This is a genomic window from Pseudomonas sp. KH_050 (assembly GCF_057838875.1).
The window spans coordinates 3,400,115-3,423,953 of record NZ_CM174478.1; the positions used below are offsets into that span (position 1 = coordinate 3,400,115).

Below are 23,839 nucleotides of genomic sequence, written 5' to 3' on the forward strand. Positions count from 1 at the left end.
CGTTTTAAATGCCCACGAAACCCATCGAAGAGGCGTCGGCACGTCCGACTCGCGATTCCGATGCCACGCGCCTGAGGATTCTCAACGCGGCAAAAGTCGAGTTTGCGAAATTGGGCCTTGGCGGTGCTCGCATTGACAGCATCGCGCTGAGGGCCAAGTCCAATAAACGGATGATTTACGAGTATTTCGGCAATAAAGAAGGCCTGTTCGAGGCGGTGCTTGAGTCGGCTTATCAGGACATTCGCCAAGCCGAACGCAAGCTCAAACTCGAAGAGCTGGAACCGGTCGAGGCGATTCGCAAACTGGTGAGCTTCACCTGGAAGTACTACCTGAAAAACCCTCACTTCCTGACCCTGGTCAACAGCGAAAACCTGCACAAGGCAGCCCACCTGAAGCGCTCCAGGGAAAAGATGCATGACATGCATGCGCCGATGGTCTCGATGGTCGCCGAGATCCTTGCTCGCGGTGTCGCACAAGGCGTGTTTCGCGAAGGCATCGATCCGATCCAGTTGAACATCTCGATTGCTGCGATCAATTACTACTACCTCAACAACCGCTTTACCGGCGAGATCATTTACGGCTTCGATCTGATGTCCCCCGAAGCGCTGCAAACCCGTATCGACTTTAATATCCAGACGATCCTCGGCATGCTGCGCCCCGACTGATACAGCCCCATCCGGCAGCCCCTTTGAGCTCGAACCAAAGCCAAAAGGGGCCGTCATCACGCCAACCCCGCCACTCTCACATCGCGCACGATGGGCACGAATGCCATGCGATCCAGCACGTCACGCTGGACATCGATGCCTTGTGCGACCTCGATCAATTCGATGCCGTCGGGCAAAAGCCTGAACACCGCACGTTCCGTGACATAGAGCACTTCCTGGCCGGCAAGCACTGCTTGTGGACCGCTGAAGGTGATGTGACGGACTTTTTCCACCAGCTTGGGAACCTCACCGAGGCGATTCAGCCGCAATTCCACACCGACCTTCGCCACCTCAAGCCCCTTGGCTTCAAACGCCCCGCAAAACACCACCTTGCGTGCACCCTGGGTGATGTCGATAAAACCACCCGGGCCGACCAGCGTGCCACCCAGGTTCGAAACGTTGACGTTGCCCTGGCTATCCATTTCGCCCATGCCGAGAAAAGCCAGGTCCACCCCGCCACCGCTGTAAAAGTCGAACTGATCAAGGGAGGTCACAATCGCTTGCGGATAACGCGCCGCGCCAAACATCGCGCCGCCCATCATGCGGCCGTTGTGAATGCCCTGTTCAATGCTGCCCCAATAGCTGTCCTGCAAACCGCGTTCAGCGAGCAATGAAGGAATGCCGCCAGGGATGCCGAAACCGAAATTCAAGGACATGCCGGGCATGAACTCGTCAGCTGCGCGTTGCGCGATGATTCGACGAATGTCGTCGGCCATGGCTTTTTCGGTCTCTGCCGACTGCGCAAGGCATTCGCCACTGATGGCCGGGTCATAATCAGCCGCTACACACTGACGCTGCTCAGGCACGACCACTACCTCATCGACCAGCACACCGGGAATTCGTACCGAGCGTGCTGGAACAAAAGCACGGTCGCTCAGTTCACGCACCTGCACATACACCTGGCCGCCAGTGTTATGGGCCGCCAGTGCCAGCGCATAAGCATCCAGATCCGCCGCTTCGTGGCACAAGCTGATATTGCCGCTTGGGTCGGCCAGGCTGCCCCGGACAATCGCCACATCGACCTTGAACGGCTTGTAGCGCAAGTAAGTTTTGCCATCAATGTCCAGGCGCTCGACGATGGTTTCTGTTGCCCGCGCGTTGCACTTTCCACCTGCTACCAGCGGATCGGCGAACGTCCCGAGGCCGATATGCGTAATCAGACCCGGACGTGCCGCGCCGATTTCACGCATCAAGCTCATGATCACTCCGGCGGGCAAGCTGTAAGCCTCGATTTGATTGTTGCGCGCCAAGGCCTGCATCTTTGCCGACCAACTCCAGTGCCCGCCGATGACTTTACTCACCAACCCTTCGTGAGCGAGCCGCTCCAGGCCGCTGCCCTGCCCGTCTCCGATTCCCAACGCGTGCACCACGGTGAGCCCGCAGGGATGGCCGGTGCGCAAAAACGCAGCCTCGATCGCCGCGAGCAACGCGTCAGGCTCCAGCAGCGTCCCTGAACCACAGACCGCGATCGTTGCCCCGTCGGGAATCCGGCTGGCCACTTCTGACGCTGATGAACAGCTTCTTTTCATTGTTGTTTCCTCATCAATACGTTGCCGCAAGCAAATCCACGATTTTTCAGAGAGCGCTTGACGCCTTCCGAAAGGACGCTTTAAATAAATAACCAGTTGGTTACTTGAAGTCACTTTAATCGAGCTGAAAAAAGAACACAACCCAAGCGACGAAGGTCTTTCCCGTCGCGCAACAGAAAGGAAAAAAACAATGCAGCTTTCTGAAACTCACCTGCAGATCCGCGATGTGGCCCGCCGTTTTGCCGACCAGGCGATCCGTCCACAGGCCGAAAAGCTCGATCACGACGAAAGTTTTCCCGCCGCGCTATACCGTCAAATGGGTGAACTGGGCCTGTTCGGCATCACCGTGCCCGAGGCCTTCGGCGGTGCCGGCCTGGACACCACTGCCTATGCGCTGGTGATGGAAGAGTTGTCGCGTGGCTATGCCTCGGTTGCCGACCAATGCGGTCTGCTGGAACTCATCGGGACCCTGCTGTCCGCTCATGGCAGCGCCGAGCAGCGGGAGCGCTACCTGCCGTCACTGCTCAGTGCGCAGAAACATCCGGCGTATTGCATCACCGAGGCAGAAGCCGGTTCAGATGTTTCCGGTATCCGCACCACTGCAGTGCGCACCGAGAATGGCTGGGTGCTCAACGGTTCGAAACTGTGGATTCACAACGCACCGGTGGCCGATCTGGCGTTCGTCCTGGCGCGCACCGATCCGGCGGCTGGCAAGCGTGGCATGAGCATTTTCATCGTTGATTGCCATTTGCCGGGCGTATCGAAAGGTCCCAAGGAACACAAGATGGGGCAACGCGCATCGCAGGTCGGCGGCTTGAATTTCGACAACGTCGAACTCTCATCCGATGCCCTGCTCGGCCAGGAAGGTCGTGGTTTTCACATCATGATGAGTGCCCTGGACAAAGGCCGGATCGGCATCGCCTCGCTGGCGGTCGGCATTGCTCAGGCCGGACTTGAAGCGGCGCTTGAGTACGTGCCGCAACGCAAACAGTTTGGCAAACCCATCGCTGAAAACCAGGGGCTGCAGTGGATCCTCGCGGACATGGCCAAGGATATTCGCGCCGCGCGTTTGCTGGTACTTGATGCGGCGGATCGCCTGGATCGCGCTGACAACGCCACCATCGCCTGTTCAATGGCCAAGTGTTTCGCCGCCGATATCGCCGTGGCGCACACCGCGAATGCGGTACAGCTGTTTGGCGGCAGCGGGTTTATCCGTGGTTTTGAAGTCGAGCGCCTGTACCGCGACGCCAAGATCACCCAGATCTACGAAGGCACCAACCAGATCCAGCGCACGATCATCGCTCGCGAGCTGTTCAACCAAGGGGCACGCACATGATGACTCGTCCAACGGTTCTGGTCACCGGCGCGCGCGGTGGCATCGGCCGCGCCATTGCAGTGGGCCTGGCGCAAGCCGGTTTCGATCTGGCCGTGGTGGATTTACAGGTCGATGAGGCGCTACTGGAAACCGTGCGGCTGGCCGCTGATCTGGGGGCCAACGCCGTGGCGCTGGCCGGTGACATCTCGGCCATCGAACAACATGAAACACTGCTGGACGCGGCACAGCAAGCACTCGGTTCGCTGTCTTGCCTGGTCAACAATGCCGGGGTTTCAGTGCTGTCACGAGGCGACTTGCTGGAGGTCAGCCCGCAGAGTTTTGATCGCTGCCATCAGGTCAACACCCGGGGTACGTTCTTTCTGACCCAGGCGTTCGCCCGACGCCTGCTGCTGCAAACGCCGTCCGGACACCATCGCTGCATTATCACCATCACCTCCTCTAACGTGCACGCAATCTCGACCTTGCGCGGCGAATACGGCATTTCCAAGGCCGCTTTGTCCATGGCTTCGCGGCTGTTCGCCGTGCGTCTGGCGGATGAAGGCATTGGCGTCTACGAGGTGCAACCCGGACTGATCGCCACCGAGATGACGGCACCGTCCAGGCTGCGCTACGACGCTGAAATCGAACGTGGCCTGACCGCCATCAAGCGTTGGGGACAGCCCGAAGATGTCGCACAGGTGGTCACCACCATGGCTACTGGCGGCTTGCCCTACACCGTCGGCCACGCGGTGCCGGTGGACGGTGGCTTGCTGATTCCGAAGTTTTAATCTGCCGAGAGACAAACCCATGCCTTTAACAATCGACTTGTTGACCTCTGACGCGGATCGTCCGCTGCAGCAATACACATTGACTGGCGAGCCGCTGTTGCCGCCTGTCAAGCCGTTGCCCGCCAACCGAATCGCGCTATCGGCCGCGCACGTCGTCGCTGATCCGTTCAGCGCGAGCCAGCCCGGCAGCAAAGCCGCCATTGATTGGGAACAAACCCTTCACTATCGGCGTTACCTCTTGCAGCAAGGCCTGGGTATCGCGGAGGCGATGGACACCGCCCAGCGCGGCATGGGCCTCGACTGGCCGACTGCGCTGGAGCTGATCGAACGCACGCTCGAAGAAACCCGCGACATCAAGCATGCGGTTATTTTTTCCGGCTGCGGTACTGACCAGCTGGCGACGAACGATGCCAACAACCTCGACGATGTGCTGCGGGCCTATGACGAACAGCACAGCGCAATCGCCAGGCTCGACGGACGCATCATCCTCATGGCCAGCCGCGCCCTCGCCCGTGTCGCAAAAGGCCCGGACGACTACAGGCAGGTCTATCGCAGGGTGTTGTCCGATGCCCCGCAACCGGTGATTTTGCATTGGTTGGGAGACATGTTCGACCCGGCCTTGAGCGGTTATTGGGGCAGTCAGAAGTATGAGGAGGCCTTGGAAACCTGTCTTGAAATCATTCACGAGAATGCCAACAAGATTGACGGGATCAAAATTTCGCTGCTCGACAAAGAAAAGGAGATCCTCCTGCGCCGGCGCTTGCCGGAGTCGGTGAAGATGTACACCGGCGACGACTTTAACTACGCGCAATTGATCGCCGGCGATGAACAGGGTTACTCACATGCCCTGCTGGGGATCTTCGACGCCATCGCGCCTGCTGCCTCCCACGCACTGGCGGCGTTGGCGCAAGGCGATATGGCGCGCTATCACGCGCTACTGAATCCGACCGTGCCGTTGGCGCGACTGATCTTCAGCAGTCCGACCCAGTACTACAAAACCGGCGTGGTGTTCCTCGCCTACCTCAATGGCCATCAGGAGCACTTCATCATGCTGGGTGGTCATCAAGCCATGCGCCCCCTGCCCTATTTCTGCGAGATCTTCCGTCTCGCCGACCAGGCCGGGTTGCTCCGCGATCCTGCGCTGGCCGTGAACCGAATGAAAACATTCCTTCGGCTCTATGGCATAGGCGCTTAGCGCTATGCGCGGAGCGCTGCACAGGTAGCGCTTCGCGATTGACCCATCAGCAATCGTGGAGAATTCAATGCCATACCGCACGCTGGAAAACCGGCTCGATCGCTGCTCGATAAACACCGCAACACTCGGTCATCGCCTGCCGATAGAGCAGACCCTGGACCTCATCGCTCAAGCGGGATTTGGTTACGTCGCCCCTTGGCGCAAGGATATGCAAGGCCGCACGCCAAGCCAGATCCGTCGACAACTGCGCGACACCGGGCTCAAGGTAAATGCCTATTGCCGCTCCACCTTCATCCCGGCCGCCACGCGCCAGGACTTCGACGCAGGCATTGCCGACAATCGCCAGGCCATCGAGGAAGCCGCCGAACTGGAAGCTGAGTGCTTCATTGTGGTGGTCGGTGGCTTGCCCGGTGATTCCAGGGATCTCTCGGCAGCTCGCGATCAGGTTACTGAAGGGGTGGGCCTGCTGCTCGAGCACGCCAGACAGCATCACGTATCGCTGGCTCTGGAACCACTGCACCCGATGTATGCGGCAGACCGTTCCTGTTTGTCGACACTGGAGCAGGCACTGGATGTGTGTGAAGTGCTGGAGCCGGGAAGCTATCAGCGCCTGGGCGTCGCCGTGGACGTTTACCACTGTTGGTGGGATCCCAAACTGCACGAGCAAATACGACGCGCAGGAACGCTGAACCGAATACTGGGTTTACACCTGTCCGATTGGCTGGTGCCTACTCAGGACCTGCTGCTCGATCGCGGCATGATGGGGGACGGTGTCATCGATTTGCGTGGCATTCGCCAATGCGTAGAAACGGCCGGTTATGACGGCGCTGTCGAAGTTGAAATTTTCTCCCGCGACAACTGGTGGAAACGCGACGCAGCCGAGGTTCTGCAGATGTGTGCCGAACGCTTGCAACGCGACTGTTAAATCGTTGCCCCCACACCAGAACAATAAAAAGAGAGATGTCCTCATGTCCCATCATTATCGCTGGCAGATCTGTGCGCTGTTGTTTTTCGCCACCACCATCAACTACCTCGACCGACAGGTGCTTGGCCTGCTCAAACCGATACTGGAGCAACAATTTCACTGGAGCGAGACTGACTACAGCTATCTGGTCATCGTATTTCAAGCAAGCTACGCGGGCGGCTTATTGGTCTTCGGCAAACTGATCGACCGCCTGGGCACCAAACTCGGCTATGGCCTTTGCATCACGGTCTGGAGCCTCGCGGCGATCGGCCATGCCGCGGCACAGTCCACCTTGAGCTTCATGTACATGCGGGCCTTGTTGGGGCTTGGCGAGGCCGGAAACTTTCCGGCGGCAATCAAAGCCGTCTCTGAGTGGTTCCCAAAAAAAGAACGAGCGTTGGCAGTGGGCATTCTCACTTCCGGGACCAGCGTTGGTGCGATACTGGCACCGGCCTGCGTGCCTTGGCTAGCAGCGACTTACGGGTGGGAGTCGGCGTTTGTCATCACCGGGTTGACTGGTTTTGTCTGGCTGATTTTCTGGAAGATTTTTTACCACGCACCCGCCGCACACCCACGGATCAGTGCCACAGAACTGGCCTATATCAACCAGGGTGCTCAGGTTGAACCCATCGACAAGGCCAAATGGGCCGATCTGCTTAAGTTGCGCGCGACCTGGGTGTTTGTCACCGGCAAGTTCCTGACCGATCCGATCTGGTGGTTCATGTTGTTCTGGTTGCCGTCCTACTTCTCCAGCCGGTTCGAGCTGGACCTCAAACACCTCGGTTTACCGCTGATGATCGTTTATTGCGCGACGTCTATCGGTAGCGTCGGTGGTGGCTGGCTGTCGTCACGGATGATCAGCGCCGGCTGGTCGACGCAAAAGGCCCGCAACAGCGCAATGTTGATCATGGCGGTGCTGGTATTGCCGATCGGATTTTCCAGCTACGTCGACAACATGTGGGTCATGGTCGGTCTGTTGAGCCTGGCAGCGGCTGCCCATCAGGGATGGTCGGCCAACCTGTTCACCACCGTTGCGGACAATTTCCCGCGCTCGCAAGTCGCGTCGGTCATGGGCATTGGTGGCACCGCGGGTTCAGTCGGAGGGATGATCTTTCCGCTTATCGTCGGTATTGTTCTGGAGCACTACAAAACAATGGAAAACCTCACTCTCGGCTACAACCTGATTTTCATTGTGTGCGCGAGTTCTTACCTGACTGCGTGGATAATCATGCGATTGATGGCCCGTCGCGGCGCTTCACTGCTTCAAGAACCCTTGAAGTCCTGAAAGCCGGGGCTCTTGCCGAACCACGAGGCAATGATGTCTCGTGGACCTCAAACTCACTGCAGGCCAACGAACGCTGCGCACATGATCAACGAGAACAAAGGCATACAATCCGTCGAACGTGCGATGGTGATTCTTGAAACCATCGCGGCGGCTGGGGGCGAGATCCGGTTGGTGGACCTTGCGGCGCAATCAGGTTTACACAAAAGCACCTTGCACGGTTTGCTCAATACCCTGGCCGCCATGGGCTACATTTCGCGCCGCGGCACCCACTATGCCCTGGGTTTGCGTCTACGTGAGATCGCGCAACCGTTGAGCGACGCTGATGCTTTGCTGCGCGAAACCTTCGCCCCTGCGCTACGCGCGCTGGCTGAACGCAGTGGCGAAACCTGTTTCCTGGCAGTGCCCTGCGGCACTCGCGAATACCTTTACATGGATGCCCAGGAAGGCAGTGGCAGCCTGCGCGTTGCGAGCCCGCGTGGACGCCGCGCTGGATTGACCACCTCGGCCATCGGCAAAGTATTCCTCGCGTTCGACGAGGACTTGCGCCGCAGCCTGCGCCGGGCGCAACTGCTACCTGCGGAACTGGAAAACGAGTTGGCCGTTATCGTCACGCAGGGTTATGCGTTAGACCTTGAAGAAGCCGAGCCAGGGCTCAACTGCGTGGCGCTGCCGTTGCGCTTGCAAGGTCGGGTCGTGGCGGCGCTCGGGGTTGCCGCACCCGCTTCACGCTTGCCCACAACCGCGTTGCGCAAGCTGGCGACCCACGCCATGCGTGAAATGTTCGACATGCTCAAACTTTAGCCGCAAGTGGCTGGAACATATTCCCTTGAAAAGCAATCGTCGGGATCATCGGGGTTCTGTCGTTTGATTCAATGGAGTCCCGAATGTTTGAGCAACTGCCCCTGCAAGTCATCAACCGTGCAAAAGCACAGGCACGCGATCAAGGCTTCGCCGTCTGCCTCTGCGTGGTCGACGATGCCGGACTTTTACGCCATTTCGTCCATATGGATAACGCCGTGCCCGACGCCATCAGCTTGGGTGGTGGCGTGGTGCTGCGCGATGACCAGGGCAAGGTGATCGGAGCCGTTGGCGTCGCCAGTGCCACGGTCGAGGTTGATCAGGTGATCGCCCAGCAGGCGGCGGACCGTCCATGAGTCAGGCCAGGCAACGTATTCACCCGGGCGTGCTGGCGCTGGCGGTGACAGCCTTCGCTATCGGCATGGCCGAGTTCATCGTCGTGGGTATCCTGCCAGCTATCGCTACTGACCTCGACGTACCATTGGCGCGCGCGGGCAGCCTGGTCGGGCTGTATGCGCTGGCGTTGGCCCTCGGTACGCCACTGACGGTTCTGGCGCTGGCGCGTCTGCCGCGAAAACCGGTGCTGCTGACGCTGATTGCGGTGTTTCTGGGAGGGAACCTGTTGGCAGCGCTGTCCACCGATTACCCATCGTTATTGGCAGGACGCATTGTGACCGCGCTCGCTCATGGCAGCTTCTTTGCCATCGGTGCCACCGTCGCCGCCAGCCTGGCGCCGAAGGGACAGGCGGGTAAAGCCATCGCCGTGATGTTCGCCGGGCTGACGCTGGCGATGGTCATCGGTGTGCCGCTTGGCAGTTTCCTGGGTAACGGAATGGGGTGGCGGCTGCCGTTTTATGCTGTCGCGCTGCTGGCCGCATTGGGCTTGGTGGCCACCGCGCTGTGGTTGCCGAACGTACCGACGCCGCCGTCGGGCAAGGCTTTCACTCAGCTGGCGGCACTCAGGCATCCGGCTATTCTGGCGATGATGGCCGTGACGGTGTTGGGCTTTGGTTCAAGCTTTGCGGCCTTCACCTTTATCACGCCGATACTGACCGACATCAGCGGTTTTTCCACCACGACCGCCAGTTTGCTGTTGGTGGTATTCGGCGCGGCAACCCTGGCGGGCAATCTTGCAGGGGGTCGTCTGGCCTCCACGATGGGCTGGCAACCAGCACTGCGAATGATCTTTGTGCTGCTGACGGTCGTGCTGGCTGCGCTCGCGCTGCTGCTGCCCTATCAGGTGCCGATGGTGGTCATGCTGTTTATCTGGGGGGCGCTGGCGTTCGGCCTGTCTCCCGCCGCCCAGGCCGGCATGCTGGTCACCGCCGAGCGCTACACCCCACAAGCGGTGGCTTTCGCCTCGGCGCTGAACATTTCAGCATTCAACCTGGGCATCGCCCTGGGAGAAACCAGTGGCAGTGCCTTGGTCGACAACGGGCAGATCGCCTTCACGCCTTGGGCGGGAGTTGTGACGGTGATCGTTGCGCAGTTGCCGCTGGTTTGGCTGGTGTCGCTCAGTCGCAGAACTCAGTGCATTCATCGCCCGAGTTCGACTGTCGGTTGATAGGGCCGCGAGTCCCTTTCGATTTGCGCGGCCCTCTCTCCGGAGTTAGCACCATCATTCAACTTTCACAATCTCGGGTTAAATTGTGTATGAAATAAAGTTGAAACAAACTTATTATTATGTGTGACCTGCTCCACCCCTTAGCACATCAGTACTAAAAATCAGCCGACCGGTAAGCCTGACCGACGGCACATCATTTGTTTGGGTACAAGGAGAGAAGACCCATGAGCACCCCACTGCGCATCAACGAAGCACTTTTGATTGCCGGCCACGCATTCGAACCTTTTCAATGCGTCGCCTGGGCTCCGCAAAACGGCAATGGCGAACTGAGCCTGACCGTCATCGACCGGAGCAACACTCGTATTTGCCGCAAACAGATTCCAAGCAGTGCCTATTCCGACCCGGCGCAGCTGGAAAGCCTGCTGAAAGAGGTGCGCGCCGAGTTGAGCCAGGGGGGCTACACGCTGCAATCCTGGACAATGCCAGAGTAAGCATACTCGCGGATCGCTACCGGTGATCCGCGTTGCCTTTGGCTAACACTTCCCCTTGCCGGGTGTGTAGAGGACTTTCACCTCCAGGTCACCAGCGTGGCCACCACAGCCAAGCTGGTTGCGCTTGCGCGCAACGCGCCATGCCTGGCGCACCCATAAAAAAGGGCAGCTCAACGCTGCCCTTTACCCAACCTGCTCCTTAGGCGGCGCTAAACAGTTTGTGCGGGTCCATGACGAATTTCTTCGGCACCCCGGCATCGAACTCGTGGTAACCGCGGGGCGCGTCGTCCAGGCTGATCACCTGCACGCCGACGACCTCGGCAATGTTGATCCGGTCCCACATGATCGCCTGCATCAGCTGACGGTTGTACTTCATCGTCGGGGTCTGGCCGGTGTGGAAGCTGTGGGACTTGGCCCAGCCGAGGCCGAAGCGGATGTTCAGGCTGCCATGCCTGGCGGCTTTGTTGACCGCGCCCGGGTCTTCGGTGACATACAGACCGGGGATCCCGATATTGCCGGCGACCCGCACCACGCCCATCAGCGCGTTGAGCACGTCGGCCGGGGCCTCGTGCTGCGCGCCGTCATGGCCGTGGCCACGGGCTTCGAAGCCGACCGCATCGACCGCACAATCGACTTCCGGCTCACCGAGCAGGTCGGCGATTTGCTCGTGCAGCGGGGTGTCCTGGGTCAGGTCGGCGATCTCGAAGCCCTGGGCCTTGGCATGCGCCAGACGCAGCGGATTGACGTCGCCGACTATGACCACCGCCGCACCAAGCAGACGGGCGGAGGCTGCGGCAGCCAGTCCGACCGGGCCGGCACCGGCGATATACACCGTGCTGCCAGGGCCGACACCGGCGGTCACCGCGCCGTGGTAGCCGGTCGGCAGGATATCGGAGAGGCAGGTCAGGTCGCGGATTTTCTCCATGGCCTTGTCGCGGTCGGGCAGCTTCAGCAGGTTGAAGTCGGCATACGGCACCAGCACGTATTCGGCCTGGCCGCCAACCCAGTCGCCCATGTCCACATAGCCATAGGCACCGCCGGGGCGCGCCGGGTTGACCGTCAGGCAGACGCCGGTGTGCTGTTCCTTGCAACTGCGACAACGGCCGCAGGCGACGTTGAACGGCACCGAGACCAGGTCACCGATCTGCACGTTTTCCACGTCACGGCCCTTCTCGATCACCTCACCAGTAATCTCATGGCCAAGCACCAGCCCGACCTGGGCCGTGGTCCGACCACGCACCATATGCTGGTCGGAGCCGCAGATATTGGTTGAAACCACGCGCAGGATCACGCCATGGTCGATGCGCTTGCCGCGCGGGTCTTCCATTTTCGGATAGGGGATGGTCTGCACCTCGACCTTGCCTGCGCCGAGATACACGACACCACGATTACCAGACATGTTTTCACCTCGCTGTTGTTGTGAGAACACGGCCCTTGTACTGCGAAGGGATACAGATTGATTGGAAGTCACCTTCCAGCGACGGGTGATTAGCAATCATCGTATCGATCCTACGCCTGGTATCAGCACCCCGCGAGAGCATTAAACACCCAATCACCACCCGTTTCAGGACTCCAGGCGAGCAGGTTCTCCGGTGGTAGCCGTGCCTGGGTTCAGGCGAACTGAACATCCGGTTTTTTCAACAGAATCGACCAAGAGCGGTCATTCATCAGTGGCTGATTCGAAGGAGTCGATCGACGGCATCCAGAACGACGTCGGGGGCCTCTCGATGGGGGACATGATGACAATTTTCCAGAATCAGGTATTTCCCGGATGCCGTCGCAAGCCTGGCGATGCGCATCGGATGCAGAACGGATCCGTACTCGTCTTGCTCTCCATGAAGCGCAAGCAGTGGGCAGTGAATCGAGTCAATGGCGTCTTCAATAGTCCAGCCGCTAAATGCCTCCGAAAACCAGGTATCCGTCCAGGCTGACAGCACCCAATGCGCTTTATCGCCATGATACTTTTCAATACGCGCCATTTGTCCTGGCGCCTCAAACTGCGCCTTGGCGTCCCGAATGCCGCGCAGCGTCTGCTCTTCAACGAACGCTTGCGCTGAAAGGGTGACCAATGCAACGCAGCTCTGCGGGTACAAGGAGGCGCAATTCGTTGCCATCGCGCCGCCAACACTGTGACCCAAGGCGACAAACCGGTCGAATTGCAATTGGGCCCTGACAAGCGCGAAGAAGCGCTCGGCTTCGTCGCGAATGAAATGCATGGGCAAATTCTCCGGGTACGGATCCGACTGCCCGTAGCCGAGTCGGTCATAGGCGATCACTTCGCGCCCAGTGGTCTGACAGAGTCGTTCAGGAAAATCTCGCCACAATTCGACGCATCCAAGGGAATCATGAAAAAGAATGATTGGCGGTTTTACCCGGCTGCATACCACGCCCGCGGGGAGCCAGCGTCGAGTAAACAGCCGCCCATGCGGCGTATCGATCCAAAGCGTTTCGGCACTGACAAACGATGACATTGGAATCCTCAATTGATCATTCAGGCGGACAAGAGAAAACGAAGTGTTCCGGTTGCGAGGACAGCGATTAGCACGACAGGAAGAATCGGCAAACGGGTGACGGCTAAAAGCGTCATCGCCAGGGCAACAAGGTCGGCAGGGTTTCCACTGGCGAATTTGGGTGCGATGACGGCGATCAGCACGCAGCCTGGCGCCGACTGCATGACCTCTTGCGCAACGGGGCTCAGAGTCCTGTTGCGCAGCAGTATGAAGCCCGTCACGCGGGTGAGGTACGTTACGAACGCCATCGCTACAACGACTTGCAAGGTCAGGCTATCGATCATGATTTCGCCCATAGATAAGCGACCACAAGCCCTGCCACGGTACCTGCCAGTACATACCAGCCTCCGGGAATCAGCAGATAAAACGCAGCGCCAGTGACCAGGCTGAACAACCAAGGCACCGCTGCATGTACACCCCGCCACATGCCTCGCAGCAATACCAGAAATACCGCTGCAAAAGCCATATCAAAACCATAGCTATGCAGGTCTCCCAGCACCGGCCCAATGACTGCACCCAGCGAGGTGAACATTACCCAAGTCAGCCAAAGACAGAGCGACACACCCAGAAAATAAATCAGGCTGAATCCGGGAATACCCGACTCCTCTTCCCTGCGCTTCGCATCGGCCAAGCCCAGAGCCCAGCTCTCGTCACACATCAAGAACAGAGATGGCAGTGTTTTTTTCAATGGCAAATGCTGGAGGTAAGGGGCTAACGTCGCTCCCATCAGCAAGTGCCGGCTGTTGACCAGCAGCGTCATCGCCACTATCACCAGCCCTTGAAGTGGCGAAGACCAGAGCTCTATAGCGGCGAACTCTGAACCGCCGCCGAAATTCAACCCGGTCATCAGTGCCACCTCATAAGCACTCAAACCTTTGTGCGAGGCTTGCGCGCCCAGCACTAGCGCAAATGGGATGAACCCCAACAGCACTGGTAAAGCCGCCTTTGCACCTCGAACCATTTCACTATCGAATCCCCTGCTGCGGATGGCTGACAGGGTTAATTTGTTTTCAGTCATGTCGTTCCTCCAGGTCGGATAATTATTCCAGTACCTGAGGAAAATTTGATTGCTAAAATGCTACAAATTCCTTGAGTATTAGCATCAGAAGCCAATACATATACAAACAGTAGAATCTGATGCCAATGAATCTGGATGCAATCGATCGCCGGATACTGCGCGCCCTGCAACGAGACGGGCGCTTGCAGAATCTCGAGCTGGCCAAACAGGTCGGGCTCTCGCCCTCGCCTTGCCTAAGGCGGGTTCGGCTACTGGAAGAGGCAGGTGTGATTGAACGCTATGTGGCGCTGATCAATCCGGTGAAGGTGGATGTGGCCCTCACCCTATTCGTACGGGTGTGGCTGACCGGACAGGACGAAGTTACGGTGGATCGGTTCATCAATGCCGTGCGAGAACGCCCTGAAGTGCTGGAGTGTCACCTGATGGCAGGCGATTGTGATTTTCTGCTGCGGGTAGTGGCTTCGGATCTGGAGGCTTACCGTCAATTCCAGATCAAGCATCTGGCACGGATCAAGGGCGTGCAGAGCTTGAAGACTGAAATCCCTATGCAGAAAATCAAGTTAACCACCGAGCTGCCGATTTAGCGCGCAGGAGAATGGACGGGAACTCATTCGGCCCTCCAGCCGACCGCTTTTGGCTTCGAATCATCAGGCGTACTGCAACCGACAAGGAGTAGATAAGCATGCCCCTGATAACCGCAGGATTTGCCGGCGCCTGAAAACGTATATAGCCAGGCGTTGACTACGTCTGTGAGTTCCTCCTCTGGCTTGTCATTGCTCGAATCAAAAATACCGTCATGATCCCGTGCAAGACGACCACTGGCCACAATAGAACCCCACTCGATTCCCCCGAGATGCCAACGTAGGCGAGATAAAGCGTAGCGGCTGCGTTATAGATCAACATCCCGAGCATTGCTGGTCCGGGCCAGCAGGCGATGGCCAACGCGATGAGGGCGATGCCGGCCACGCGGACGATGACGCCCGTTAGTTCGATGCCAAGCAGAAGTTGCCCGACCAGCGACGGGACAAGTATCAGCGCCACGCCAGTGGCTGCCTCGATGATCGCGGCAAAAACAAGCAGTCCTTTCATCACATGGGCGCTCCGTCCCGGGCTGTATAGGTGCAAGACTCGACGGTCCTGGGGAATTGGTTAATCCGATTGCTACTAAGCCTTAGTGCTTATCGTGATTAGCCTTGGTGGAAAGTTCCGGTACAGCAGCAATACTCCACTCTGCTGCGAAAACTATTCGCAGTATAGCGTGGGGCAATAAGTCATGAACTTAAGCGTCTGCGAAACGAAAGAATCTCGACTTTCGTTAATCAAGCGATGTATTCGTCAGCCGTTATTGCACTTTCTAATCGCCGGCTTTGCACTCTTTGTGTTGTACGGAGGTTTACACCGTTCAACCCATAATCAGGATCCGCAACGCATCGAAATCACCCCTGAAGTTGTTCAGCGGATCGCGATTTCCTGGCTGGCGCGATGGCAACGACCCGCATCGGAGCAACAGTTGCAGGGCCTGATTGAGGAATATGTGAAAGAGGAAATCCTCTACCGCGAAGCACTGAAACTTGGCCTGGATAAAGACGACACTATTATTCGCCGCCGACTGGCGCAAAAAATGGATTTTCTCGCCGAGGATGTAGCGTCACTTCGCGAACCGGCACCCGGTGTACTTGAGGCCTGGTACAACCAGCATCAGGACCAATATGTTCCGCCGCCACTTTTGACCTTCCATCATTTGTTTTTCGCCTTGGACAAACGCGGTGCGGATGCGCAAGCGCAGGCTCAGTCCGCACTAAGTGGGCTGTCTGACAAGAACAGTGGTGAAGGCGATGCCTTCATGTTTGAAAACGCCTACACAGAACAATCCCAGGATCAGGTGGCGCGGGTCTTTGGTTCAACGTTCGCCATTTCATTGTTCAAGCAAACGCCGGGTAGTTGGGTGGGACCTGTGGAGTCGGGTTTTGGCTGGCATCTGGTGTGGATTGATGCGCAGGCCAAATTACCTCCTCCGTCCTTCGAAACCGTGGCCCGGCAGGTCAAGTCCGATTGGTTGTCCGAACAACGCAGCGCATCGAAACGCGCGAATTTCGATGCGCTGAAAGCACGCTATGAAGTCGTGGTGATGATACCTGCTTCCGCCGGTGCGATTAGCGCCACATACACGGAGCGGCCGTGATGAGGCGCACGGCATGGCTGCTGTTGGTGCTCTGGTTCATGGGGCTAACGGCCATGGCCCATGAGTCGCGCCCCGCTTACCTGGAACTCAACGAAACGGCCGCCGGCCGCTATGACGTACTGTGGCGCACGCCGGTGCTTTCAGGCATGCGATTGCCGATTGCGCTGCGGTTTGCCGAAGGTGTGCGCACTGTCGTTGAGCCCGTGGAAAGCGAACTGAACGATTCACTGATCGAGCGTCGGGTCATTGATGCCGGTCCCGCAGGACTGGTCGGGCAACGTATTGAATTCATCGGCCTGCAAGCGAGCATCACCGATGTGCTGGTGCGTGTCTCGCGCCTGGACGGCAGCTTGACGACCAACCTCGTCCACCCTGCGCAACCCTGGATAGAGATCGCTGCCACGCCGGGAGCGTTCTCGGTGGCCGGTGCATTTCTGGTCCATGGCATCCAACACATCCTGGGGGGCTTCGATCACCTGCTGTTCGTCTTCGGTCTCCTGCTGCTGGTGGGTAATGGCTGGATGCTGGTGAAGACCATCACTGCATTCACCCTCGCCCATTCCATCACCCTGGCACTCGCTACACTGGGTGCGGTGCGGCTTCCCGGCCCTCCTGTGGAAGCGACGATTGCGCTGAGCATTCTGTTGCTGGCGGTGGAAATCGCCCGCAAGAACCGTGATGAAACCAGTTTCACCCTCCAGTGGCCATGGGTGGTGGCGTTCTGTTTTGGCTTGTTGCATGGCTTCGGTTTTGCCGGTGCGCTGGCGGAAATCGGTTTGCCGCAGCGCGACCTGCCGCTGGCGCTGCTCACCTTCAATGTCGGCGTCGAGATCGGCCAGCTGATGTTCGTCGCCGTCGTGTTGAGCCTGCGCGCACTGTTGCTGCGTTGTCGACTGCCACGGCCCGCAGTCCTGTATGCCCGACCGATTGCTTCTTACGGGTTGGGTACGCTGGCTGCCTTCTGGTTTTTCGAAAGAGTCTCAAGTTTCTTGTCCTGAGTTGCACCCTGTCATTGCCGTATTCCGGAGACGTGGAATATGAAAACCCCTACACACTTCACCGCGCCAACACTGCTCGGTTGCGCCGTGCTAACTGTCAGCACGCTGGCATTGGCAGAGGGCAACCCGGATCGCGAGGTTTACTTTGGCCAGACGCACTCGCACAGCTCCTGGTCGATTGATGCCTACCTGATCGGCAACCACCAGGTCGATCCCGAGCAGGCGTACCAATACTCACTTGGGATGCCGGTCAAGCATCCAATGGGGCTTGAAGTGCAACTCAAGGGTCGCCCGCTGGATTTCCATGGCGTGACCGACCACTCGGAATACGTGGGCGTGATCGCCCTGGCCAACGATCCGAAGTCAGACTTCAGCAAGCTGCCCATCGCGCAAAAGCTGATTGTCAAAAACCCGGAAGATTTCAACCGGGTGTTCAAATGGATCGCCGGCAGCTTAAGCCACCCGATCAAGGAGCTGATTGATCCGAAGGTTGCCGGCAATATCTGGCAGCAGAACATCGCCATCGCCGACAAGTACTACAAGCCCGGCAAGTTCACCACGTTTGTCGCCTATGAATGGACCTCAGCCCCCAATAATCAAAACATGCACCGCAATGTGTTTTTCCGCGACTCGAAGAAGGTGCCGGACCTGCCCTTCACGGCCCTCGATTCGGACAAACCGGAGGATTTGTGGGGCTGGATGGACGATCAACGCAAAAAAGGCAACGAGGTGCTGGCGATCTCCCACAATGCCAACCTCAGCAATGGCCTGATGTTTCCGGTGGACGTAGATGACCGTGGCCGCCCCATCGATGCCGCCTGGGCCGAAACGCGGATGCGCAATGAATCCCTCACCGAAATTCACCAGGTAAAGGGCACCTCGGAAACCCACCCCGAACTGTCGCCGACAGACGAATTTGCCAATTATGAAATCATGAGTTTCCTGATCGGCATCGACAATAGCACGTCGAAACTCAATGGCAGTTACATCAGGCAAGCCTGGCAAAACGGTATGGCTTTGCAGCAAACTCGTGGATACAACCCTTACAAAATGGGCGTGGTCGGCGCCAGCGACTCGCACAATGGGGTGATTCCTTATTTGCAGAGCAACAACTTCGGCTCCCACGGCTTTACCGACAGCACCCCGGCGGCGCGTCTTTCCGGCAAACAGGACTCGGGCTTGATAGCCTTGCAAACCAGCACATCCGGTTTGGCTGGTGTCTGGGCCGAAGAAAACACCCGTGAATCGATCTTTGATGCCATGAAACGTAAAGAAGTCTATGGCACCAGCGGCGTGCGCATCCCCGTGCGCATGTTTGGTGGCTGGGGCTTCGACAGCAGTTTGTGGAATGAAAAAGACTGGGTGCATGCCGCCTACGCCAAGGGCGTTCCCATGGGCGGCGACTTGCCGGCAAAACAGGGTCAACAGACTCCGTCCTTCGTGGTGTGGGCGGTCAAGGATGTCGACGATGGCAACCTCGACCGAATCCAGATCATCAAGGGCTGGACCAAAAACGGCCAGACCTTCGAGAAGATCTACGACGTCGCCTGGTCCGGTGATCGCCAACTGGACCAGGCCACCGGAAAAATCCCACCGGTGGGCTCCACGGTCGATGTTTCCAAGGCGACTTACACCAATACCATTGGTGCCACCGAGCTGAAAAAAGTCTGGGTCGATCCCGATTTCGATCTGGCCCAGCACGCGTTCTACTACGCCCGCGTGCTACAGATTCCGACCCCGCGCTGGAGCACCTATGACGCGGCCAAGCTGCAAGTACCGCCGCCGGCCGACGTCTCGGCCACCGTCCAGGAACGTGCGTGGACTTCGCCGATCTGGTACACGCCGACAGTTGAGGACAGCAAGCTTGTCGCTGCTGGCAAAACCATCGATCAGCTGAAAACCGAAGGCGCCAAAGCGCTCACTAACGAGCAGTTGCAAGCCTACGTGGTGGGCAAAACCATCAAGGTGCGCAATACCGTCACCGGCCAGACGTTCGAGATCGTCTATGGCACCGAAGGCCAACGCCTGGTTACCAGCGTCGATGGCAAGCCGCCTACGCAAGGGGAATACCTGAACATGCTGCATAACAGCCAGTTTGGCGTGCCGGCCAAATATGAAATCAAGGACGGGCATCTAGTGACAACACTCGGCGGCACACCCTTCGAGGCCACGGTATTCGAGCAAAACGGCAAATACATGGCGGCTCGCAGCAACGAGTTCGGCTATGTGAATTATGAGGTTGAGGAGGTCAAGTAGCGCTGCCTGTCACGACCGGACTGGCTTGGGTCGATTTCGGTCAGTTGTGGGGGTGAAAACCCGGCAGCACAACGCTCTCTTGCTTCTAGACCTGGCTCTGAGTCGATGCCCATGCGTACCCGCGTTCATGGCAATCAGCTATGAGACAGGTTTGACGGACACTAGCTCGAAATACCTGAATTTCTTCTTTCTAGCCTCATTCTTCGCCTCCTGTTCTGCGACAAGGGTGCTCAATGTATTCGCGTCATAAATGAACACCTCTACGTTGCCTTCAAATTCCTTTGTAACGTGCAGCACCACCCTGAGTTTCGGCGAGAGTGGTTTAGCAACCGATCGGGGCTTTGAGTCAGGTTGTGGCTTTGCCAGAGCCTCTGGCTCAACTCGTTTCGGTGGTAACTCGGGGGCGGGTTGGTTTGAGGAGCCAAATAGCGCCTGGCGCATCTCTTCCTCACTCAGTTCTGCGCTCATTCAGGATTTCTCGTCACTAAAAATGGATGTCCGGGTCATTAGGTTATTGCGACAGGATTCTTTTCTCTCTTCATCTGAGTCACCAGAGTAAACCTGTCCTGAGGGTGAGTGGTTTCCGACACGACCATCAGCGCGCCCTCTTCGTCACGGTACTGGCGAATGATGTTCAAGCCCGGGGAGCCAGCCTCTGCATTGAGGCTCTTCGAGATCTCGGGTGTCAGCAACACCGCCCTCACCTGCTGATCTACCACGTCAATGTGCCGACCGAAGTGTTGTTCGATGAGCGCCGCAATCAGCTCGTCCGGGTGTTGCTCGGCCAACTCGATCACCGCCGAATAAATGTCCTGGGCGTAGACATCCGTCCAGCACAGCGGCGCACGCAGGTTTTCCTGATCGACCCGAATGCTCGACACGCAAAAGTAGTGTTCACCAGGCTCCAGTCCCAAGCGTCGTGCCAGGGCAATGTCGGCCACGAAGTGATGCACGTTCTGAATGCTGCGGATCTGGGTTTCGGCCAGATGAACCAAGTCAGACACCGAGGCCAGAGATTGCGAATAGCCGCCCTTGGGCGATGACGCCTCAACCCGCGTACCGACCCTTTTACGCCGTGAGACCAGGCCTTGATTCTGCAATTGGGTAATGGCGGCGCGCACCGTATGTCGGCTCACGTCATAAAGATCGCACAGCTCGAATTCGGTGGGCAGCAGCGTTCCGACCGCATACCGCCCGCTGGCAATCCCCTCCATCAAGTCTTTTGCAACGATCGCATAGCGCGTCTGGTTCATACCTTTCATCAGTCCCGAACGTTTACCGAGTTGACAGTGTATCAGCCAGCACGTAAGAATTATGTACGGACATATTTAATATGTCCGATCAATAACGCACAAATTCGGGATTTCCTCATGTCCAGCACCGTTTTCGACTCCGCCCTCTTTCGCGACATGTTCGGCACTGCCGAGATGCGCGGCGTGTTTTCCGACAAAGCCCTGATCGAACGTTACATCGAAGTGGAAGTGGCCCTCGCCCGGGCCGAGGCACGCTGCGGCGTGATCCCAAGCGAGGCCGCCGAGCAAATCGCAGAACTCGCGACCTATGCCTCGCTCGACATGGTGCTCATGCAGCACGAGACCGAAATCGTCGGCTACCCGATTCTGCCGCTGGTTGAACAGTTGTCGAAAACCTGTGGCGAAGCCGGCCGCTACGTCCATTGGGGCGCAACCACCCAAGACATCATGGACACTGCCGTGGTGTTGCAAGTACGCGCTGCACTGGCGATCGTCGAGCGAGACATCCAGGCCGTGCGGGGCCTGCTCGCTGACCTTGCGAAACGCTATCGCGATACGCCGATGGCCGGCCGTACTCATCTGCAACACGCGCTGCCGATCACCTTCGGCTATAAATGCGCGGTCTGGCTAAGCATGTTCGACCGCCATGCCGAACGCCTGGTAGAACTCCGTCCGCGAGTGGAAATCGGCCAGTTCGCCGGCGCGGCGGGCACCCTGGCTTCGTTGGGTGACAAAGGCCTGGAGGTTCAGGAAGCACTAATGGCCGAACTGGGCCTGGGCGTGCCGCAAGCCACCTGGCACGTCGCCCGGGACGGCCTCGCCGAAACCCTTAACTTCCTCGGGCTGGTCACTGGTTCTCTGGGCAAGATCGCGCTGGACGTCATGATGATGATGACCAGCGAGTTGGGTGAGGTGTATGAACCCTTCGTCAAAGGTCGTGGCGCCAGCAGCACCATGCCGCAGAAGCGCAATCCGATTTCCTGTGAGTTGATGTACGCCGCTGCCAAAGGCGTGCGCCAGCATGCCGGCCTGATGCTCGACGCGATGATTCAGGATTTTGAACGTTCCACCGGCCCTTGGCAGGCGGAATGGATCGCCATTCCCGAAGCTTTCGCGTTGAGCGCTGCGTCCCTCGGTCAGGCGAAATTCATGCTTGCCGGACTGGAAGTGCGCACTAAACGAATGCGCAAAAACCTCGACATGACCCAAGGCCTGATCGTTGCAGAAGCCGTGATGATGGGCCTCGCCCCGGCGCTGGGCCGTCAGGTGGCCCATGACGTGGTGTATGCCGCCTGCCGCATGGCCAACGACGAAGGCATCAGCCTGCTCGATGCCTTGCTGGCTCAAGGCGAAGCCACCGCACAACTGGACGTCGAGGAACTCAAGCGCCTGACCGATCCGGCCAATTACCTGGGTCTGGCGCCGCAAATGGTCGACATCGCCCTGGCTCGAGAGGGTTCTGTCAAACGCTGATCTTCACAGGGGCTCGCCCACGCTCGCGCCCCTCTGCCCATTGCTCGCCAAAAACAACAACGAGATAGCAGACATGACCACAATCAACGAAAAACCCTTCTACAAGGATCTGACCTTTCAGGTCATCGCCGCCATGGTGCTGGGCATTGCCCTCGGCTTCCTGGCCCCGGAACTGGCCGCCAAGTTCAAGATCCTCGGCGATATCTTTCTCAAACTGATCAAGACTGCGGTCGCGCCGTTGGTATTCTTCACCGTGGTACATGGCATCGCCTCGGCCGGCGATATCAAACGGGTCGGCAAGGTCGGTTTACGAGCCCTTATCTACTTCGAAGTGGTGTCCACCGTTGCCTTGGCGATCGGCCTGCTTTGGGGCAACCTGCTGGACATCGGCTCCGGCATGCACGACGCACATCCCAGCAGCGCCACTGCGGCGGCGGCCAGCGCGGCGGTCGCCAAAGGCCACGCACCGGCATCAACGATGGATTTCATCTACGGGATATTCCCGGACAATTTCGTCGGCGCGTTTTCCGGTGGTCAATTACTGCAAGTGCTGGTTATCTCGGTGCTGTTCGGCTTCGCTTTGCTGGCCCTTAAACCGGAGCGCCGCTGCGTTATCGAAGACGGCTTGAATCGCATTTCCGAATGCTTTTTCGAGTTCATCAACCTGATCATGAAGTTCGCCCCGCTCGGTGCATTCGGCTCTGTCGCTTACGCGGTCGGCAGCAACGGTACCGCAGTGCTGATGTCGCTGGCCAACCTGGTGCTGATGTTCTACGTCTGTATCGCGTTCTTTATCTTCGTGGTGTTGGGCGTGGTCTGTCGCTTGTCCGGGTTCAGCCTGTGGCGGTTCCTGAAGTACATCAAGGATGAAATTTTCATCGTGCTCGGCACCGCCTCCTCGGAAAGTGCCTTGCCGCGACTGCTGCAAAAACTCGAGAAGTTCGGCTGCTCCAAACAAAGCGTCGGGCTGGTGTTGCCCACTGGCTACGCGTTCAACCTCGATGGCACCTCGATCTACATGTCGCTGTGCGTGCTGTTCATCGCTAATGCCTACGGCGTGCCGATGAGCTGGGAGCAACAACTGGGCACCATCGCCATCATGCTGGTGACCTCCAAAGGTGCAGCAGCTGTGTCCGGTGGCAGTTTCGTGGTGTTTGCCGCGACGGTGTCGGCGATCGGAATACTGCCAGTGGAAGGCCTGGCCTTGCTGTTTGGCGTGTACCGGTTCATGTCCATGGCCATCGCCACCTGCAACACGATTGGTAACAGCGTAGCAACGGTGGTGGTGTCCAAATGGTCGGGAGAATTTGCTGAACAGACCGCTAAAGCCGAATACACCCGGGTGTTCGGTCGTAATCCGGAGGCGGCCCTTTAACCGATAAGCTTGCCCCGGATTAATTCGGGGCAGTTGTTTTGACGGATAAGATCACCGGAAAGGTCGAGTGTCTGCTATGTGTTGAACGTGCTGAGTCGCTTTCAATCTCGTCCGCCAAACACGCCCGGAGGGTTTAAACTC

24 protein-coding genes are annotated in these 23,839 nt (G+C 58.2%); 16 read left to right on the forward strand and 8 right to left on the reverse strand.

What is annotated here, in order from left to right; all coding sequences use genetic code 11:
* The first annotated feature begins 8 nt into the window (after positions 1–8).
* Entirely contained in the window at positions 9–665 is a 657-nt protein-coding gene (locus AC3IUA_RS15565) for a TetR/AcrR family transcriptional regulator (protein WP_489355099.1), read from the forward strand.
* Between the two features lie 56 nt (positions 666–721).
* Here the strand turns inward: AC3IUA_RS15565 and AC3IUA_RS15570 are convergent, their stop codons facing one another.
* Positions 722–2,233 carry a CoA-transferase gene (locus tag AC3IUA_RS15570; RefSeq protein ID WP_489355101.1) on the reverse strand — a complete coding sequence of 504 codons (1,512 nt, stop codon included), beginning with the start codon at positions 2,231–2,233 and terminating at the stop codon, positions 722–724.
* 190 nt (positions 2,234–2,423) lie between these two features.
* Between AC3IUA_RS15570 and AC3IUA_RS15575 the strand changes: the two genes are divergently transcribed.
* The 9 genes from AC3IUA_RS15575 to AC3IUA_RS15615 all read left to right on the forward strand — a co-directional run bounded on the left by AC3IUA_RS15575 (position 2,424) and on the right by AC3IUA_RS15615 (position 10,633).
* Positions 2,424–3,569: an acyl-CoA dehydrogenase family protein gene (locus tag AC3IUA_RS15575; RefSeq protein WP_489355103.1), complete on the forward strand. Its 1,146-nt coding sequence runs from the start codon at positions 2,424–2,426 to the stop codon at positions 3,567–3,569.
* Positions 3,566–4,336 carry a 3-ketoacyl-ACP reductase gene (locus tag AC3IUA_RS15580; protein ID WP_489355104.1) on the forward strand — a complete coding sequence of 257 codons (771 nt, stop codon included), beginning with the start codon at positions 3,566–3,568 and terminating at the stop codon, positions 4,334–4,336. The genes AC3IUA_RS15575 and AC3IUA_RS15580 overlap by 4 nt, the downstream gene beginning before the upstream one ends.
* A 19-nt stretch (positions 4,337–4,355) precedes the next feature.
* Entirely contained in the window at positions 4,356–5,531 is a 1,176-nt protein-coding gene (locus AC3IUA_RS15585) for a dihydrodipicolinate synthase family protein (RefSeq protein WP_489355106.1), read from the forward strand.
* Positions 5,532–5,598: 67 nt separating this feature from the next.
* Entirely contained in the window at positions 5,599–6,456 is an 858-nt protein-coding gene (locus tag AC3IUA_RS15590) for a sugar phosphate isomerase/epimerase family protein (RefSeq protein ID WP_489355108.1), read from the forward strand.
* Between the two features lie 43 nt (positions 6,457–6,499).
* Positions 6,500–7,780, forward strand: coding sequence for an MFS transporter (locus AC3IUA_RS15595; protein ID WP_489355110.1), 1,281 nt, complete (start codon positions 6,500–6,502; stop codon positions 7,778–7,780).
* 81 nt (positions 7,781–7,861) lie between these two features.
* A complete protein-coding gene (locus AC3IUA_RS15600) occupies positions 7,862–8,581 on the forward strand; it encodes an IclR family transcriptional regulator (protein ID WP_489355112.1) in 720 nt (239 codons plus the stop codon).
* Between the two features lie 83 nt (positions 8,582–8,664).
* Positions 8,665–8,934: a hypothetical protein gene (locus tag AC3IUA_RS15605; protein WP_489355114.1), complete on the forward strand. Its 270-nt coding sequence runs from the start codon at positions 8,665–8,667 to the stop codon at positions 8,932–8,934.
* Positions 8,931–10,142 (forward strand): MFS transporter, encoded by a 1,212-nt coding sequence (locus AC3IUA_RS15610; RefSeq protein WP_489355116.1) that lies wholly within the window; start codon positions 8,931–8,933, stop codon positions 10,140–10,142. Before AC3IUA_RS15605 ends, AC3IUA_RS15610 begins: the two co-directional genes overlap by 4 nt.
* 224 nt (positions 10,143–10,366) lie before the next feature.
* Positions 10,367–10,633 carry a hypothetical protein gene (locus AC3IUA_RS15615; RefSeq protein WP_489355118.1) on the forward strand — a complete coding sequence of 89 codons (267 nt, stop codon included), beginning with the start codon at positions 10,367–10,369 and terminating at the stop codon, positions 10,631–10,633.
* Positions 10,634–10,832: 199 nt separating this feature from the next.
* On the opposite strand, the gene fdhA is transcribed toward AC3IUA_RS15615, so the two are convergent.
* From fdhA to AC3IUA_RS15635, 4 genes are all read right to left on the reverse strand, one after another.
* Positions 10,833–12,032 (reverse strand): formaldehyde dehydrogenase, glutathione-independent, encoded by a 1,200-nt coding sequence (fdhA, locus tag AC3IUA_RS15620; RefSeq protein ID WP_489355120.1) that lies wholly within the window; start codon positions 12,030–12,032, stop codon positions 10,833–10,835.
* A gap of 268 nt (positions 12,033–12,300) precedes the next feature.
* The gene (locus AC3IUA_RS15625) at positions 12,301–13,104 is read right to left on the reverse strand and encodes an alpha/beta fold hydrolase (RefSeq protein ID WP_489355122.1); all 804 of its coding nucleotides are present in this window, start codon (positions 13,102–13,104) and stop codon (positions 12,301–12,303) included.
* 20 nt (positions 13,105–13,124) lie between these two features.
* Entirely contained in the window at positions 13,125–13,427 is a 303-nt protein-coding gene (locus AC3IUA_RS15630) for an AzlD family protein (protein ID WP_489355124.1), read from the reverse strand.
* The gene (locus AC3IUA_RS15635; RefSeq protein ID WP_489355126.1) at positions 13,424–14,161 is read right to left on the reverse strand and encodes an AzlC family ABC transporter permease; all 738 of its coding nucleotides are present in this window, start codon (positions 14,159–14,161) and stop codon (positions 13,424–13,426) included. The genes AC3IUA_RS15630 and AC3IUA_RS15635 overlap by 4 nt, the downstream gene beginning before the upstream one ends.
* 119 nt (positions 14,162–14,280) lie before the next feature.
* Between AC3IUA_RS15635 and AC3IUA_RS15640 the strand changes: the two genes are divergently transcribed.
* On the forward strand, positions 14,281–14,745 hold the full coding sequence (locus tag AC3IUA_RS15640) for an Lrp/AsnC family transcriptional regulator (RefSeq protein WP_489355128.1): 465 nt from the start codon (positions 14,281–14,283) through the stop codon (positions 14,743–14,745).
* 157 nt (positions 14,746–14,902) lie between these two features.
* On the opposite strand, the gene AC3IUA_RS15645 is transcribed toward AC3IUA_RS15640, so the two are convergent.
* Positions 14,903–15,250, reverse strand: coding sequence for a hypothetical protein (locus AC3IUA_RS15645; protein ID WP_489355130.1), 348 nt, complete (start codon positions 15,248–15,250; stop codon positions 14,903–14,905).
* Positions 15,251–15,434: 184 nt separating this feature from the next.
* On the opposite strand from AC3IUA_RS15645, the gene AC3IUA_RS15650 reads away from it, so the two are divergent.
* Genes AC3IUA_RS15650 through AC3IUA_RS15660 form a run of 3 tightly spaced genes read left to right on the forward strand, consistent with a single transcriptional unit; the run spans position 15,435 to position 19,597 of the window.
* Positions 15,435–16,343, forward strand: a complete 909-nt coding sequence (locus AC3IUA_RS15650) for a peptidyl-prolyl cis-trans isomerase (protein ID WP_489355131.1) — start codon at positions 15,435–15,437, stop codon at positions 16,341–16,343.
* On the forward strand, positions 16,343–17,341 hold the full coding sequence (locus AC3IUA_RS15655) for a HupE/UreJ family protein (RefSeq protein ID WP_489355133.1): 999 nt from the start codon (positions 16,343–16,345) through the stop codon (positions 17,339–17,341). Before AC3IUA_RS15650 ends, AC3IUA_RS15655 begins: the two co-directional genes overlap by 1 nt.
* Before the next feature lie 39 nt (positions 17,342–17,380).
* Positions 17,381–19,597, forward strand: a complete 2,217-nt coding sequence (locus tag AC3IUA_RS15660) for a DUF3604 domain-containing protein (protein ID WP_489355135.1) — start codon at positions 17,381–17,383, stop codon at positions 19,595–19,597.
* Between the two features lie 138 nt (positions 19,598–19,735).
* Here AC3IUA_RS15660 and AC3IUA_RS15665 read toward each other — a convergent pair whose 3' ends face one another.
* Together AC3IUA_RS15665 and AC3IUA_RS15670 are read right to left on the reverse strand one after the other, a co-directional pair.
* Positions 19,736–20,065 (reverse strand): hypothetical protein, encoded by a 330-nt coding sequence (locus tag AC3IUA_RS15665; protein WP_489355136.1) that lies wholly within the window; start codon positions 20,063–20,065, stop codon positions 19,736–19,738.
* Positions 20,066–20,103: 38 nt separating this feature from the next.
* Entirely contained in the window at positions 20,104–20,850 is a 747-nt protein-coding gene (locus AC3IUA_RS15670; RefSeq protein WP_489355138.1) for a GntR family transcriptional regulator, read from the reverse strand.
* Between the two features lie 117 nt (positions 20,851–20,967).
* On the opposite strand from AC3IUA_RS15670, the gene AC3IUA_RS15675 reads away from it, so the two are divergent.
* A complete protein-coding gene (locus AC3IUA_RS15675) occupies positions 20,968–22,323 on the forward strand; it encodes a class-II fumarase/aspartase family protein (protein WP_489355140.1) in 1,356 nt (451 codons plus the stop codon).
* A gap of 73 nt (positions 22,324–22,396) precedes the next feature.
* Positions 22,397–23,698: a C4-dicarboxylate transporter DctA gene (gene dctA / locus AC3IUA_RS15680; RefSeq protein ID WP_489355141.1), complete on the forward strand. Its 1,302-nt coding sequence runs from the start codon at positions 22,397–22,399 to the stop codon at positions 23,696–23,698.
* Positions 23,699–23,839 lie beyond the last annotated feature (141 nt).

What these genes read in the sequence shown, in the direction of transcription:
- dctA (WP_489355141.1), top strand. Translation starts at nt 22,397, where the DNA reads ATGACCACAATCAACGAAAAACCCTTCTACAAGGATCTGACCTTTCAG.
- AC3IUA_RS15605 (WP_489355114.1), top strand. Translation starts at nt 8,665, where the DNA reads ATGTTTGAGCAACTGCCCCTGCAAGTCATCAACCGTGCAAAAGCACAG.
- AC3IUA_RS15665 (WP_489355136.1), bottom strand. Translation starts at nt 20,065, where the DNA reads ATGAGCGCAGAACTGAGTGAGGAAGAGATGCGCCAGGCGCTATTTGGC.
- AC3IUA_RS15655 (WP_489355133.1), top strand. Translation starts at nt 16,343, where the DNA reads ATGAGGCGCACGGCATGGCTGCTGTTGGTGCTCTGGTTCATGGGGCTA.
- AC3IUA_RS15570 (WP_489355101.1), bottom strand. Translation starts at nt 2,233, where the DNA reads ATGAAAAGAAGCTGTTCATCAGCGTCAGAAGTGGCCAGCCGGATTCCC.
- fdhA (WP_489355120.1), bottom strand. Translation starts at nt 12,032, where the DNA reads ATGTCTGGTAATCGTGGTGTCGTGTATCTCGGCGCAGGCAAGGTCGAG.
- AC3IUA_RS15600 (WP_489355112.1), top strand. Translation starts at nt 7,862, where the DNA reads ATGATCAACGAGAACAAAGGCATACAATCCGTCGAACGTGCGATGGTG.
- AC3IUA_RS15645 (WP_489355130.1), bottom strand. Translation starts at nt 15,250, where the DNA reads ATGAAAGGACTGCTTGTTTTTGCCGCGATCATCGAGGCAGCCACTGGC.
- AC3IUA_RS15625 (WP_489355122.1), bottom strand. Translation starts at nt 13,104, where the DNA reads ATGTCATCGTTTGTCAGTGCCGAAACGCTTTGGATCGATACGCCGCAT.
- AC3IUA_RS15595 (WP_489355110.1), top strand. Translation starts at nt 6,500, where the DNA reads ATGTCCCATCATTATCGCTGGCAGATCTGTGCGCTGTTGTTTTTCGCC.
- AC3IUA_RS15585 (WP_489355106.1), top strand. Translation starts at nt 4,356, where the DNA reads ATGCCTTTAACAATCGACTTGTTGACCTCTGACGCGGATCGTCCGCTG.
- AC3IUA_RS15610 (WP_489355116.1), top strand. Translation starts at nt 8,931, where the DNA reads ATGAGTCAGGCCAGGCAACGTATTCACCCGGGCGTGCTGGCGCTGGCG.
- AC3IUA_RS15580 (WP_489355104.1), top strand. Translation starts at nt 3,566, where the DNA reads ATGATGACTCGTCCAACGGTTCTGGTCACCGGCGCGCGCGGTGGCATC.
- AC3IUA_RS15590 (WP_489355108.1), top strand. Translation starts at nt 5,599, where the DNA reads ATGCCATACCGCACGCTGGAAAACCGGCTCGATCGCTGCTCGATAAAC.
- AC3IUA_RS15615 (WP_489355118.1), top strand. Translation starts at nt 10,367, where the DNA reads ATGAGCACCCCACTGCGCATCAACGAAGCACTTTTGATTGCCGGCCAC.
- AC3IUA_RS15675 (WP_489355140.1), top strand. Translation starts at nt 20,968, where the DNA reads ATGTCCAGCACCGTTTTCGACTCCGCCCTCTTTCGCGACATGTTCGGC.
- AC3IUA_RS15635 (WP_489355126.1), bottom strand. Translation starts at nt 14,161, where the DNA reads ATGACTGAAAACAAATTAACCCTGTCAGCCATCCGCAGCAGGGGATTC.
- AC3IUA_RS15660 (WP_489355135.1), top strand. Translation starts at nt 17,381, where the DNA reads ATGAAAACCCCTACACACTTCACCGCGCCAACACTGCTCGGTTGCGCC.
- AC3IUA_RS15630 (WP_489355124.1), bottom strand. Translation starts at nt 13,427, where the DNA reads ATGATCGATAGCCTGACCTTGCAAGTCGTTGTAGCGATGGCGTTCGTA.
- AC3IUA_RS15650 (WP_489355131.1), top strand. Translation starts at nt 15,435, where the DNA reads ATGAACTTAAGCGTCTGCGAAACGAAAGAATCTCGACTTTCGTTAATC.
- AC3IUA_RS15640 (WP_489355128.1), top strand. Translation starts at nt 14,281, where the DNA reads ATGCCAATGAATCTGGATGCAATCGATCGCCGGATACTGCGCGCCCTG.
- AC3IUA_RS15670 (WP_489355138.1), bottom strand. Translation starts at nt 20,850, where the DNA reads ATGAACCAGACGCGCTATGCGATCGTTGCAAAAGACTTGATGGAGGGG.
- AC3IUA_RS15575 (WP_489355103.1), top strand. Translation starts at nt 2,424, where the DNA reads ATGCAGCTTTCTGAAACTCACCTGCAGATCCGCGATGTGGCCCGCCGT.
- AC3IUA_RS15565 (WP_489355099.1), top strand. Translation starts at nt 9, where the DNA reads ATGCCCACGAAACCCATCGAAGAGGCGTCGGCACGTCCGACTCGCGAT.